This window comes from Psychrobacter sp. PSi21 (assembly GCF_054960615.1).
This window is the reverse complement of record NZ_JBHNYR010000006.1, coordinates 116,978-128,946: the sequence shown is the minus strand read 5'-3', so window position 1 is coordinate 128,946 and position 11,969 is coordinate 116,978. Positions and strand designations below refer to the sequence as shown.

Annotated in this window: 12 protein-coding genes; 9 read left to right on the top strand and 3 right to left on the bottom strand. The window is 49.1% G+C overall.

Going from position 1 to position 11,969, the window contains the following annotated elements; all coding sequences use genetic code 11:
- Nucleotides 1–185 precede the first annotated feature (185 nt).
- The 4 genes from ACFI32_RS06005 to ACFI32_RS05990 all read left to right on the top strand — a co-directional run bounded on the left by ACFI32_RS06005 (nucleotide 186) and on the right by ACFI32_RS05990 (nucleotide 3,945).
- On the top strand, nucleotides 186–812 hold the full coding sequence (locus ACFI32_RS06005) for a LemA family protein (protein WP_462625602.1): 627 nt from the start codon (nucleotides 186–188) through the stop codon (nucleotides 810–812).
- 195 nt (nucleotides 813–1,007) lie between these two features.
- Nucleotides 1,008–2,162, top strand: a complete 1,155-nt coding sequence (locus tag ACFI32_RS06000; protein WP_462625601.1) for a TPM domain-containing protein — start codon at nucleotides 1,008–1,010, stop codon at nucleotides 2,160–2,162.
- Between the two features lie 86 nt (nucleotides 2,163–2,248).
- A complete protein-coding gene (locus tag ACFI32_RS05995) occupies nucleotides 2,249–2,779 on the top strand; it encodes a TPM domain-containing protein (RefSeq protein WP_462625600.1) in 531 nt (176 codons plus the stop codon).
- A gap of 167 nt (nucleotides 2,780–2,946) precedes the next feature.
- On the top strand, nucleotides 2,947–3,945 hold the full coding sequence (locus ACFI32_RS05990) for an adenosine deaminase (RefSeq protein WP_462625599.1): 999 nt from the start codon (nucleotides 2,947–2,949) through the stop codon (nucleotides 3,943–3,945).
- A gap of 102 nt (nucleotides 3,946–4,047) precedes the next feature.
- Here ACFI32_RS05990 and ACFI32_RS05985 read toward each other — a convergent pair whose 3' ends face one another.
- The gene (locus tag ACFI32_RS05985) at nucleotides 4,048–4,848 is read right to left on the bottom strand and encodes an SIR2 family NAD-dependent protein deacylase (RefSeq protein WP_462625597.1); all 801 of its coding nucleotides are present in this window, start codon (nucleotides 4,846–4,848) and stop codon (nucleotides 4,048–4,050) included.
- Between the two features lie 35 nt (nucleotides 4,849–4,883).
- On the opposite strand from ACFI32_RS05985, the gene ACFI32_RS05980 reads away from it, so the two are divergent.
- Nucleotides 4,884–5,243: a hypothetical protein gene (locus tag ACFI32_RS05980; protein ID WP_462625596.1), complete on the top strand. Its 360-nt coding sequence runs from the start codon at nucleotides 4,884–4,886 to the stop codon at nucleotides 5,241–5,243.
- A gap of 37 nt (nucleotides 5,244–5,280) precedes the next feature.
- Here the strand turns inward: ACFI32_RS05980 and ACFI32_RS05975 are convergent, their stop codons facing one another.
- Entirely contained in the window at nucleotides 5,281–6,210 is a 930-nt protein-coding gene (locus tag ACFI32_RS05975) for a LysR family transcriptional regulator (protein WP_462625595.1), read from the bottom strand.
- Between the two features lie 159 nt (nucleotides 6,211–6,369).
- Here ACFI32_RS05975 and ACFI32_RS05970 point away from each other — a divergent pair, with 159 nt between their 5' ends.
- Together ACFI32_RS05970 and ACFI32_RS05965 are read left to right on the top strand one after the other, a co-directional pair.
- The gene (locus ACFI32_RS05970; protein ID WP_462625594.1) at nucleotides 6,370–6,825 is read left to right on the top strand and encodes a DoxX family protein; all 456 of its coding nucleotides are present in this window, start codon (nucleotides 6,370–6,372) and stop codon (nucleotides 6,823–6,825) included.
- Between the two features lie 43 nt (nucleotides 6,826–6,868).
- Nucleotides 6,869–7,687, top strand: coding sequence for a DODA-type extradiol aromatic ring-opening family dioxygenase (locus ACFI32_RS05965; protein WP_462625593.1), 819 nt, complete (start codon nucleotides 6,869–6,871; stop codon nucleotides 7,685–7,687).
- Between the two features lie 164 nt (nucleotides 7,688–7,851).
- On the opposite strand, the gene ACFI32_RS05960 is transcribed toward ACFI32_RS05965, so the two are convergent.
- Nucleotides 7,852–7,998, bottom strand: a complete 147-nt coding sequence (locus ACFI32_RS05960; protein ID WP_462625592.1) for a hypothetical protein — start codon at nucleotides 7,996–7,998, stop codon at nucleotides 7,852–7,854.
- A 215-nt stretch (nucleotides 7,999–8,213) separates the two neighbouring features.
- Between ACFI32_RS05960 and ACFI32_RS05955 the strand changes: the two genes are divergently transcribed.
- Together ACFI32_RS05955 and ACFI32_RS05950 are read left to right on the top strand one after the other, a co-directional pair.
- Nucleotides 8,214–10,610, top strand: coding sequence for a type I restriction-modification system subunit M (locus ACFI32_RS05955; RefSeq protein WP_462625591.1), 2,397 nt, complete (start codon nucleotides 8,214–8,216; stop codon nucleotides 10,608–10,610).
- A complete protein-coding gene (locus ACFI32_RS05950) occupies nucleotides 10,610–11,965 on the top strand; it encodes a restriction endonuclease subunit S (protein WP_462625590.1) in 1,356 nt (451 codons plus the stop codon). Before ACFI32_RS05955 ends, ACFI32_RS05950 begins: the two co-directional genes overlap by 1 nt.
- Nucleotides 11,966–11,969 lie beyond the last annotated feature (4 nt).

Genomic DNA, 11,969 nt, shown 5'->3' with positions numbered 1-11,969 from the left:
CGCCATCATTAACAGCATACCAGCATCAAAAAATTTGTCTATACCTATATTTCTATTATTAGTAGTGATTGTGATGACCAATGATTGACCACCTTAACGTCAGTACCGTCATCGTATAAAAGGTATAACAGGCAAATGCGATGCGCATGGCCTTTTGCGACTTTATCTTTTTAGGAGACACCTTCATGGCACGACAGTCTATTCTCAAACCCATATTACTGGCATCGGTACTCGCGACCTCAAGTGTTGGTCTGACAGGCTGTGGTTACAACAACTTGCAAGAGCAAGACGAGCAAGTGACGGCCTCATGGTCTGAGGTGGTCAACCAATACCAGCGCCGTAGCGACTTGGTGCCAAATCTGGTCAAAGTGGTGCAACAGTACGCTGACCAAGAGCAGGAAGTATTCACGCAAGTGGCTGAGGCGCGCTCACGGGCAGGCAGTATCAACATCACCCCAGAGGTGTTAAACGATCCGCAAGCGATGGAGCGCTATGCAGAAGCCCAAGCGCAGATGGGCGGCGCGTTGTCACGCTTGATGGCGGTATCAGAGCGTTACCCTGAGCTAAAATCAGATGCGCTGTTTCAAGATTTGCAAGCGCAGCTAGAGGGGACAGAAAACCGTATTGCTGTGGCGCGCAACCGCTATATCCAAGAAGTACAAGGCTATAATACGACCGTGCGTCAGTTCCCAACCAACATCACCGCCAAAGTGTTTGGCATGGATACCAAGCCAAACTTTAGCGTGGCTAACGAAGATGAGATTTCGACCGCGCCGACCGTTGATTTTGGCAATGACGCGGCAGCGCAATAATACAGCCGATGCGCTTGATCGTATGTTGCTGTGATCAGCGGCTATTTATTGGTCATAAGATACCCAAGCGAGTAGGCTCAGGCCACTCGTTTGATGTTTTAAGGCAGTAGGCTTCAGTCATAGCAGCGGCAACACACATTCCGTCATGGTTTAACCCTATCCCATAACGTTGGCACTTGAGGTGGAATACATCAGATGACTCATTTAAAAGCACTCGTATCAGTAAGTCTACTCACCCTCAGTGTTGGCAGTACCACGGCGCTTTATGCCGCGCCCAATGATACGGCGGTTGCGACAGCAGACAGCGTGGCCAATAACAGCAGTCCTACCAATACGCTAGAAAATCGCAGCGTCGATGATTTGGTGGCTATTGCTGAGGCAGGCGAGAACAACGACGCCATCAATGACGCGGTATTGGGCAACGACGCCATCAACCCCGCCGCTGACCGCGAGGAGAGCAGTGCGACGTCCTCAGCGCCGACACCGATGACGTCAAACGCACCCAGTATCGACGCGGATAAGCTGATTTTAAATGAGCCGGTGATCGATCAGGCCAATATTTTAAGCAGCGCCCAAAAGCGGCAACTGACCAACCAGCTACAAAGCATCTATCGCCAAGGCCTTGCGCAGGCAGCGCTGGTCATCGTGCCGACCACCAATGGCCTGCCGATATTTGACTACGCGCTACAAGTGGCAGAAAAATGGCAGTTGGGGGACGAAGATATTGATGACGGTCTGCTGATCGTGGTCGCGGTAAATGACCGCGATATCTATATTTTGACAGGGTATGGACTCGAAGGGGTGATGCCAGATGCTGCGATCAGTCGTATCATTCGTGAAGACATTACCCCCGCGTTCAAACAAAACAATTATGCAGCAGGGTTGTCTGCGGGTATCAATAGCCTAGAGTCACGCTTAACCGCTGACCCTGAGGTGCTGGCACGTGCTGACGAGCAAGCCGCCGCACGCGCAGAGGAGCAAAGCGCAGAGGAGAGTCCGTCTTCTATTGCGCTATTTATCATGGCGATGATCTTCGGCACTTTTATCACCAGTATCTTTGGTCGCGTTTTTGGCTCACTGTTGACCGCAGGTGGGTTTTTTGCAGGCTCGCTGGCGGTCGGTGGCAGCTTCTTTATGACCTTAATTATGGCCATCTTTTTGTGGATGTTCTTGATCTCGCGCGGCGGTGGTGGCGGCAAAGGCGGTAAAGGTGGTCGCGGCGGCGGTGGCGGAATAGTCTTTGTGCCCGGTTTTGGCGGCGGTGGTAGTAGTGGCGGCGGTTTTGGGGGCGGTGGCTTTGGCGGCGGCGGTGGCGGCTTTGGCGGCGGCGGCGCAGGCGGGTCATGGTGACAGGTAGCAGCGAGCTGCAATGATGATGATAACAATGCTGCGTATGGCAGCAAACAAGCAATAGTGGCGTATTTGAGGAAACAATCATGGCAAAAAATCAGGCCCCCACGGTACAGCCAAGCGTTGCGCGTTGGTGGCGACAAGTCGTCTTTGTCCCTATGCTGAACAGCCGCTGGCTGACGCCAGCGGTCAAGGCGCGCTTGACCGAAAAGGTCACCGCCGCTGAGCGTGGTCATCGCGGTGAGGTATTTTTAATCATTGAAAACCATCTGCCCGTTCCTGATGCGTACCATATTAACGCGCGCATGCGTGCCATCGACTTATTTAGTGAGTACCGCGTTTGGGATACCGAAGAAAATACAGGCGTGCTTATTTACGTCAATATCTGCGAGCACAGCCTTGATATCGTCGCGGATCGCGGCATCAGCAGTCATGTCAGCCCCACCGTATGGCGGGCGATGTGTGACAAGGCGCTATCGGGTATCGCCAATCAAAAGATGGAAGAGAGCTTGGGTGACTTGCTTGAGGAGGTCGGTCAACTGCTGCGCCAGTACTATCATTTGGAGGACAACCCATCAGGTAATGAGCTATCAGATACCGTGGTATTTTTAAAATAGCCGTACTTTTTTGCTGTGTCCGCTACAGTTTTTATCGTCCTATCCATAGGATATACGGGGATAAACTGTCATAATGCGCCCCATTATTCAATTGACAGCCAAGCGCACGGTGATGCGTTATGTATTGTCATTATCATCCCTATGAAGTAAAGGTACTTATCTCGCCCATGATCGACTTAATCAAACGCCTACCCAAAGCCGAACTGCACCTCCATATCGAAGGCTCATTAGAGCCTGAGCTGATGTTTCGGTTAGCAAAAAAGAACCATGTCACCATCCCTTATGACAGCGTAGAAGATGTGCGCCGCGCTTATAATTTTACCAATTTGCAGAGCTTTTTAGATATTTATTATGCGGGTGCAAATGTCCTGCTGACCCAAGATGATTTTTACGACTTGACGTGGGCGTATATTTTGAAGTGTGTTGAAGACAATGTTATTCACACTGAGATATTTTTTGACCCGCAAACGCATACCGAGCGCGGCGTGCCTTTTGCAGCCGTGATCACTGGTATTAAAGACGCGCTTGCCGATGCTAAAGAAAAATATGGCATCACCTCTTGTATCATCATGTGTTTCTTACGCCATTTATCGCAAGAAGACGCCTTTGAGACATTAGCGCAAGCGATGGCTTATCAAGACGACATCATCGGTGTTGGGCTTGATTCATCGGAGCTTGGCAACCCGCCATCGAAGTTTAAAGACGTCTTCAAAAAAGCCAAAGACGCAGGTTTTAAGCTGGTCGCCCATGCAGGTGAAGAGGCGGATTTTTCGTACATTTACGAAGCGCTTGATCTGCTGAATATTAATAGAATCGATCATGGGGTGCAATCGATCAAAAGCCCGGAGCTGATGCAACGACTCAAAGACGAGCAGATGCCGCTAACCGTGTGCCCGAACTCAAATATCGAGCTGCGCGTCTTTGATAATTATAAAGAGCACAATATCAAAGAGCTTTTGGATTATGGCTTAAACATCAGCGTTAACTCAGATGACCCTGCGTACTTCAAGGGTTATGTGAATCAAGACTTCATCAACTTATATGAGAACCTACCGATCACGGAAGAAGACGTGATTACGTTGGTAAAAAATTCATTTAGATCGGCATTTATCAGTGATGAGTTAAAAGAGGCCTACTTAGCGAAAGTAGACGCGGCAGTGCAATAACGGTCGATTCGCTTGGTCTTAGAGACACGCCCTAGTAAAGGCTTAACGGTTGCTATTAATCGTTAAGCCTTTTTTATGCGGTAAAAGACAAACTGTCCAAATTTATAAATCCGTAATGTCCTGTATCAGTAGCGGCAAGACAACCCCCGCTTTTTCGGCCAAGGTGATATCCACAATCGTATTTGGCGTTGGCTCAGGGTTTATCTCAATGATTTGCGCGCCGTTTTGCTTGGCCAGCTGTGACAGGCCAGCGGCAGGGTAAACGAGGCTTGAGGTGCCAATACTGATAAATACCTCGCAATCAGCCGCCGCTTGTTCTGCCGTCTGCCATGCCTGCATGGGTAAGGCTTCGCCAAACCACACAATATCTGGTCTGATATAGCCGTCACAGTGCGGGCAAGTGATCAGCCCTGCATCGGTGCTAATAGTATCGCGGCTGTTATAAGCAGATTTGGTATGCTCTGGGTACGGCGCTTCACACTGATCGCAGCGGTTATGCCAAAGATGACCGTGCAAGTGCGTTACTGTGCTGCCTGCCTGCTCGTGTAAGTCATCGACATTTTGGGTGATTAGGGTAATGTGCTGATCGGAAGACTGGGCATGATACTGCCACTGAGCCAGCGCATGATGGGCTGGGTTCGGGGCTTTGTCTGTCACCAGCTGCCGCCGCCACTGATACCATGACCAGACCAGCTTGGGATCACGCTCGAACGCTTGGGGCGTGGCCAACTCTTCGACGCCGTAGTTTTCCCACAGGCCTGTCTGCTTGTCCCGAAAGGTAGGGATACCGCTTTCTGCTGAGATACCCGCACCTGTCAAAATACAAATACGCCGCTTTGAGGTCAATAGGATCGCCGCTCGTTTTACTTCTGCTATTACCGCTGGTGATAATTCTGCTAACATGAGCCAACCCTTATTAATAATGGATATTTTTGCTTATGATAGACGGAATTTGGTGGCTTGTCATATTGTGTGCGGTCATCGCCGTGTTGTGGCTGGTTGCAAAATCGCGTGGGACAAAGACAGGCACAAAGCAGGGCAGTGGCACGTCAAAAGACCCAGCTGCTAATGATGCGCTGCAAAAGACGGCTACGCTATTGGCCAAAAGCTTTTCGGCTTATCGCGTGACGCGCCGCGCCAATCATCTGCTTATCAGTCAGCAAGACAAAAAATTGGCCATGATTACCATAGACAAAAAACTGCCTATCGGTCAGCGCCGCTTGGGTGATGTGCCTGTGATTAACTATCACCGTGTGCCGAGTCAAGAAGCGCTTGAAAAAATATTACCACCAACCTAACATCAACAACCTAGCACCACCCACACCCAACCATCACTCACTGCCCATGCGCTGCTGACACGATGCCCGCATCCCAATAGGGCGGCGTGCCATAATAATCTTCGATAAAGTTAATAAAGCAGCGCACCTTATGTGGCAACAGCTTTTTGTGGGCATATACCGCATAGAGGTGTATGGGCTTAGGCTCATATTGTGGCAATATCATCACCAGCTGACCTGTCTGCAGCGCCTTACTGGCAATAAAGGTCGGCTGTAATACAAAGCCTGCACCAGCCACAGCCGCCTCGACCAGCACGTCGCCATTATTACTATAAAAAGTGCTGTCTTGCTGCATATATTTGGCCTTTAAGCAGCCATAAATCGCACCTGTAGCGGCGGTATTCATATAGCTGTAGTGCAAATAGCGATGCGTGTCTAAGTCTTCTAACGTAGTCGGCGTGCCATATTGCTGCAGATACGCTGGCGATGCGCACAAGACCACCCGAATGGGGGCAATGGGCTTGGCAATCAGTGAGGAGCTTTTTAGCTCGCCGATACGCAAGGCCACATCGAACCCTTCCTCGACAATATCCACCTTCCTATCATTGAGCTGTAAATCAATGGTGACATTGGGATACTGCTGCTGAAAGTCAGTGGTCAGCCTCGCCATGTGCTTGAGCGCAAACGACACAGGCGCACTGATACGCAGCGTGCCTTTGGGGTTTTGTTGTAGGCCGTTTAGTTGTGCTGCCATCTCATCGACACTGAGCAGTACTTGTTGGGCGTGCACAAAGTAGTGCGTGCCCGCTTCTGTGACACTGACCCGCCGTGTGGTACGTTGCAGCAAGCGTGTGCCCAGCTTTTCTTCTAACTTAGAGATGTATTTGCTGACCAGCTGCGGCGAGAGCTGCAAGGTGTGTGCTGCTTTGCTAAAGCTGCCTTCGGTCACCACCGCGACAAACGCGCGCATGGCGTCTATGCTGTCCATAAGTTGTCCTACCTTTATGACGTTCCTAAATCACTATTATCAATGATATGTTGTTAATCATGCAATGACTGCCTACTTATTCTTTTAAAACGTTGATAGTAAAATGGCGTCACTATCAAAAGCAATCGTGCTTTTATCAATGACTTTGGAGCTATGACCATGCAGACCTCTTTTATGAACAAACTACTGACCTCGCGTGCTGGCTATGCGGCGCTTATCTTACGTGTGCCTGTGGGTATTATCTTGGCCGCGCATGGCGCACAAAAGCTGTTCGGCTGGTTTGGCGGTAATGGGCTGGCAGGGACAGCGGGCTGGCTGAGCAGTATCGGTATTGAGCCTAGTTATTTGATGGCTATATTGGCGGGGGGCGCTGAGTTTTTTGGGGGGTTGGCGCTCATCATTGGGTTACTGACCCGCCCTGCGGCGATCGTGGCGGCATTCACCATGCTGGTGGCGATGTTGTCGGTACATATCAGTAATGGCCTATTCGTCAGTAACGGCGGCTACGAATACGCATTGACACTCATGGTGGCGCTGCTGGCCTTGGTGATACAAGGTGCGGGTCGGTTTAGCATCGATAACACCTTAAGCCAAAGAGTCGGGCACGTGTCATAAGCGCACGTATACGCTACATCGGTAAACAACAAGGACAACCGCAATGACTGAGACATCACACGCAACCACCCAGCCTGTCTTTTTTATTCCGCATGGCGCTGGGCCTTGTTTTTTTATGGACTGGCAACCTGCTGATACGTGGACAAATATGGCTGCATTTTTGACCGCGCTGCCAAAGCGTTTGCCTGAGCGCCCAAAGGCGCTGCTCGTGATCAGTGCGCACTGGCAGACGTCTGATTTTTGTATGACCAGTGGTGTGCAGCCTAAGCTGATTTATGATTATTATGGCTTTCCTGAGCATACCTATCGCTTGACGTATCCTGCCAAAGGCGCGCCCAGTCTAGCCGCGCGCATCAGCGATCGGCTAAGCCGTGCAGGCTTGGACAACAGCACGCATCCCACCAGAGGGTTTGACCACGGTGTGTTTATACCGCTCAAGGTGATGTTTCCTAATGCGGATATTCCGATTGTCCAACTGTCTTTGCGGCACGATTTGGACCCTGCGGCACATATTTTGGCAGGTCAGGCGCTATCTGATTTGCGCCAAGAGGGGGTGTTGATTGTCGCCAGTGGTATGAGTTTTCATAACATGCGCGGCTATGGCGATGCCCGCTTTACGCATCCATCCGTGCAGTTTGACACATGGCTGACAGCGGCGGCGGCGCAAACGGGTAACGCACGCGAGTCCGCGTTGATAGACTGGGCACGTGCCCCGCACGCGCTAGACTCGCACCCGTTGGGCGCTGAGGAGCATTTATTACCACTGATGGTTGCTGTCGGGGCGGCGGGTCGTGATCAGGGTCAAAAGATCTACTCTGAGCAAGTGCTGAAAACGCAGCTGTCAGCGTGGCAGTTTGGGTAGGGCTAATGACAGTGAATCATCTGATTTCGGTAATCAATATCCGATAAGCTGACTCAATCCATGCTTGCTCACTAGCATAACCATTTAATACTGGGTCGAAGTCAAAACCATTATTTTCAAAAAATCGTTTTGGCTAGGGCGTGTCATCATTTAGATAGCGAGGCTTAAAATAAGCTATTTAAAATCTCTCTATTCTCTTTACTCGCAAAACGCATGAGTACGTCCTTATCATTCGCTTGATGATCAGAATACTCCGCCCGCCACGCTTGATAAAAATAAGCATCCATCAAATATATAAAGGTATCGGTCATAAAATGTCCTAGAGTGTGTCTTTAGTGTATGCATTACTATAAGTAAAAAGCCATAAAGACATGGTGAGTGGCTATGACTATGAATACGAAAGCGTGTAGAACAACCCGTCGTTAATGTTTCCCACCATTCCTGCCACGCACCCATAGACCTGATATAATTCTTAGTATTTTGCCAAAACATATTGCTTGGCTTTCACGACTACTAAGACATTCTCATGACCAAAAATTTTTCCCACACAGCGGCTTTCATCTGGTCTGTCGCTGACCTATTGCGCGGCGACTTTAAGCAATCTCAATACGGCCGCATCATCCTACCATTCACCCTACTGCGCCGCCTAGAGTGCGTCTTGGCAGAGACCAAAGCCGCCGTCGTCGCTGAAAGCCAGCGTATCGCTGATAGGGGTCTACCAGAGGAAGCGCAAGAGAGATTCCTCATTCGTGCCAGCAAGCGACCATTTTACAATACCTCGCCGATGGACTTGAGCAAGATGGGTCAAAGCGATATCAAAGACAACCTCAATACTTACGTGCAATCGTTCTCCAAGGATGCGCGTGAGATATTTGAGCATTTTAAGTTTGAAGAGTTTGTCGGGCAGCTCGCCGAAGCCAATTTGCTCTATAAAGTGGTGCAGAAGTTCGCCACCACCGACCTCAGTCCTGACGCGATCTCGAACCACGAGATGGGCTTTGTCTTTGAAGAGCTGATCCGCCGCTTTGCCGAAAGCTCCAACGAGACTGCAGGCGAGCACTTTACCCCGCGTGATATCGTGCGCCTGACCACCTCCTTAGTATTTATGGAAGATGATGACGCGCTGACCAAAGACGGCATCATTCGCACCATTTATGACCCCACAGCGGGTACGGGCGGCTTCCTATCCTCGGGTATGGAATACGTGCTAGAGCTAAACCCTGATGCGGTGATGCGTACCTATGGGCAAGAGCTCAACCCTGAGTCTTACGCCATCTGTAAAGCCGACATGCTCATCAAAGGGCAAGAGGTCAATAACATCAAGCTGGGCAATACCTTATCGAGCGACCAGCTGGCAGGTGAGCAGTTCGACTACATGCTGTCCAATCCACCGTTTGGGGTCGACTGGAAAAAAATCTCAGGTGAGATCAAAGACGAACACGAGCAAAAAGGCTTTGATGGTCGCTTTGGCGCAGGCTTGCCGCGCGTGTCTGATGGCTCGCTATTGTTCCTCATGCACTTGCTGAGCAAAATGCGTCCGATCACTGACCACACTAAAGAGGCAGAGAGCAGCACGCAAAACCGCGCAAACAGCCACCAGAATAACAATCAGGGCAGCCGCATCGGTATCATCTTAAACGGCTCACCGCTATTCACAGGCGGCGCAGGCAGCGGCGAGAGTGAGATTCGCCGTTATATCTTAGAGGCCGATTTGCTTGAGGCCATCATCGCCCTGCCGACCGATATGTTTTATAACACGGGCATCGCCACCTATGTCTGGGTACTGAGCAATAAAAAAGCACGCGCGCGTAAAGGTCATGTGCAGTTGATAGACGGCAGTCACCTATATAGCAAGATGCGTAAATCGCTCGGCTCAAAGCGTAACGAGATGTCTGATGACGATATCAAGACCATCATCCGCAGTTTTGGTGACTTTGAAGTGGTCGATGCGCGCGTGCTCGATAAGCCAGACGAGATGAAATCAAACCGTGGTCGTCAGTCTGCCAACCCAAAAGCCGAGCCTGCCAAGACCTTTGCCAGTAAGATATTTGCCACGCATGAGTTTGGCTATCGCCGTATCACCATTGAGCGTCCGCTGCGTCTGTCTGCCCAGCTGTCTGACGCCGCTATCGAAACGCTACGCTATGCCCCTAAACCGTTTGATATGGTCATGCCCGCGCTGTATGACGCCTTTGGTAGTGAGTGGACAACCGAAAACTACGGCGACTTATCAGCGGTCACGACTGAAGTACGCGCCATGATTAAGGCCGACTTTTCCGAGCTAAAAGAAAAGCAAATCAAAGACGTGCTTGATGCCAAGCTTTGGCAAGATCAGCTAACGATCATGACTAAAGCCAAAGCCTTGCAAACGGCTATTGGTAGCGAGCAGTTTGATGATTTTAATGTGTTTGAAAAGGTGTTTAAACAAGCGTTAAAAGACGCTGAGGTGAATTTGGACGCCAAAGAGAAAAAGCAGCTGATGGATGCCATCACGTGGAAAAACCCTGACGCAGAACCTGTCATCAAAAAAATGCTCAAGGTTGCCAATCCGCTTTATGGTGCGTTTAGCTATAAGCCTGCCGCTAGCAATGAAAACGCAGACAAACCCGCCAAAATCGTCGAGTTCCAAACCGACAGCGACCTACGTGATTATGAAAACGTACCGCTCAATCCTAAGCTGACCACTACGGAACTGATCGAAAGTTACTTCGCCCGTGAAGTACAACCGCATGTGCCTGATGCGTGGATCAATAGCGATAAGACTGACGCCATTGATGAAGAGGTTGGCATCGTGGGTTTTGAGATACCGTTTAACCGTCACTTTTATGTGTATGAGCCACCGCGTCCGCTTGCCGAGATTGATGCCGACTTGGATGCGGTCAGTCGGGAGATTATGCAGTTATTGGGTGAGGTGCATTCGTAATGGCTGAATTGGTAAAGAAGTATCAGCAATATGCAGAATATAAGGATTCTGGGGTTGAGTGGTTGGGGGAGATTCCTAGTCATTGGGAAATGTGGAAAATAGCACATGCGTATTTAGAGATAGGTTCTGGCACTACGCCACCTTCCAATAATGAAGCGTGGTATGTTGGTGATATTCCATGGGTAACAACGGGAGAGCTAAGAGAAAAGATAATCCTAGACACTAAAAAGAAAGTCTCTCAAAATACACTCAAAGCCTTTCCAACTTTAAGAGTATATCCAGTTGGCTCAATCGCTATCGCAATGTACGGCGCTACTATTGGTAGGCTAGGAATACTAGGAGTTGAAGCAACAACAAATCAAGCTTGCTGTGTTATGTCACAGTCAAATGTAATATTTAATAAATTCTTATACTATTGGCTCCAAGCTTTTAAAGATGACATCGTGCGTCTATCTTCTGGTGGTGGGCAACCCAATATTAATCAAGAAACTGTAGCTTCTTTGAAAGTGTCCACGCCTATATATAAAGACCAAACCCAAATCGCCAAATTCCTCGATCACGAAACCGCCCAAATCGATACCTTAACCGAAAAGCAGCAAACCCTTATCCAACTGTTAAAAGAGAAGCGCCAAGCGGTGATCAGTCATGCCGTCACCAAAGGCTTAAACCCTGACGCGCCGATGAAAGAGTCGGGCGTTGAATGGTTGGGGGATGTGCCTGAGCATTGGGAATTGACAAAAATAAAATATATCGCTGAGCTAACGCCAAGTAAATCTAAGATTTTACCAAGTTTAGAAAAGCGCTGTAGCTTCGTTCCTATGGAGAAATTAAAGCTTGATGCGCTTATACTTGATGAGACACGAAACATTAAAGATGTTTATGAGGGTTATACCTATTTTGAAAATGGTGATGTGCTAATTGCTAAAGTAACTCCATGCTTTGAAAATCAAAATATGGCTATTGCAGCTAATCTAGTTAATGGTATAGGTTTTGGCTCTTCAGAAATATATGTCTTACGTACTGAAGCAGAAAGATTAAACCAATTTTTATTCTATCGCTTACAAGAAAGTGTGTTTATGCAACTTGGGATAGGAGAGATGACAGGTGCAGGTGGCTTAAGAAGAGTACCGTCAGACTTCCTCAATAATTTCCAGTTTGGTTTACCGCCTATAAGCGAGCAGAAGCAAATAGTTGAACACATTGAAAAATTGAAAAGTAAGTTCAATGATCTAATCAAAAAAGCAGAACAAGCCATCCAACTCATGCAAGAACGCCGCACCGCTTTAATTTCCGCCGCCGTCACGGGCAAGATTGATGTGCGGGGCTGGGGTGCGCCTGATGGTAACGCTGAGTAAGGCA

Coding starts and splice junctions, on each gene's coding strand:
- ACFI32_RS06005 (WP_462625602.1), top strand. CDS start 186: ATGGCACGACAGTCTATTCTCAAACCCATATTACTGGCATCGGTACTC.
- ACFI32_RS06000 (WP_462625601.1), top strand. CDS start 1,008: ATGACTCATTTAAAAGCACTCGTATCAGTAAGTCTACTCACCCTCAGT.
- ACFI32_RS05995 (WP_462625600.1), top strand. CDS start 2,249: ATGGCAAAAAATCAGGCCCCCACGGTACAGCCAAGCGTTGCGCGTTGG.
- ACFI32_RS05990 (WP_462625599.1), top strand. CDS start 2,947: ATGATCGACTTAATCAAACGCCTACCCAAAGCCGAACTGCACCTCCAT.
- ACFI32_RS05985 (WP_462625597.1), bottom strand. CDS start 4,848: ATGTTAGCAGAATTATCACCAGCGGTAATAGCAGAAGTAAAACGAGCG.
- ACFI32_RS05980 (WP_462625596.1), top strand. CDS start 4,884: ATGATAGACGGAATTTGGTGGCTTGTCATATTGTGTGCGGTCATCGCC.
- ACFI32_RS05975 (WP_462625595.1), bottom strand. CDS start 6,210: ATGGACAGCATAGACGCCATGCGCGCGTTTGTCGCGGTGGTGACCGAA.
- ACFI32_RS05970 (WP_462625594.1), top strand. CDS start 6,370: ATGCAGACCTCTTTTATGAACAAACTACTGACCTCGCGTGCTGGCTAT.
- ACFI32_RS05965 (WP_462625593.1), top strand. CDS start 6,869: ATGACTGAGACATCACACGCAACCACCCAGCCTGTCTTTTTTATTCCG.
- ACFI32_RS05960 (WP_462625592.1), bottom strand. CDS start 7,998: ATGACCGATACCTTTATATATTTGATGGATGCTTATTTTTATCAAGCG.
- ACFI32_RS05955 (WP_462625591.1), top strand. CDS start 8,214: ATGACCAAAAATTTTTCCCACACAGCGGCTTTCATCTGGTCTGTCGCT.
- ACFI32_RS05950 (WP_462625590.1), top strand. CDS start 10,610: ATGGCTGAATTGGTAAAGAAGTATCAGCAATATGCAGAATATAAGGAT.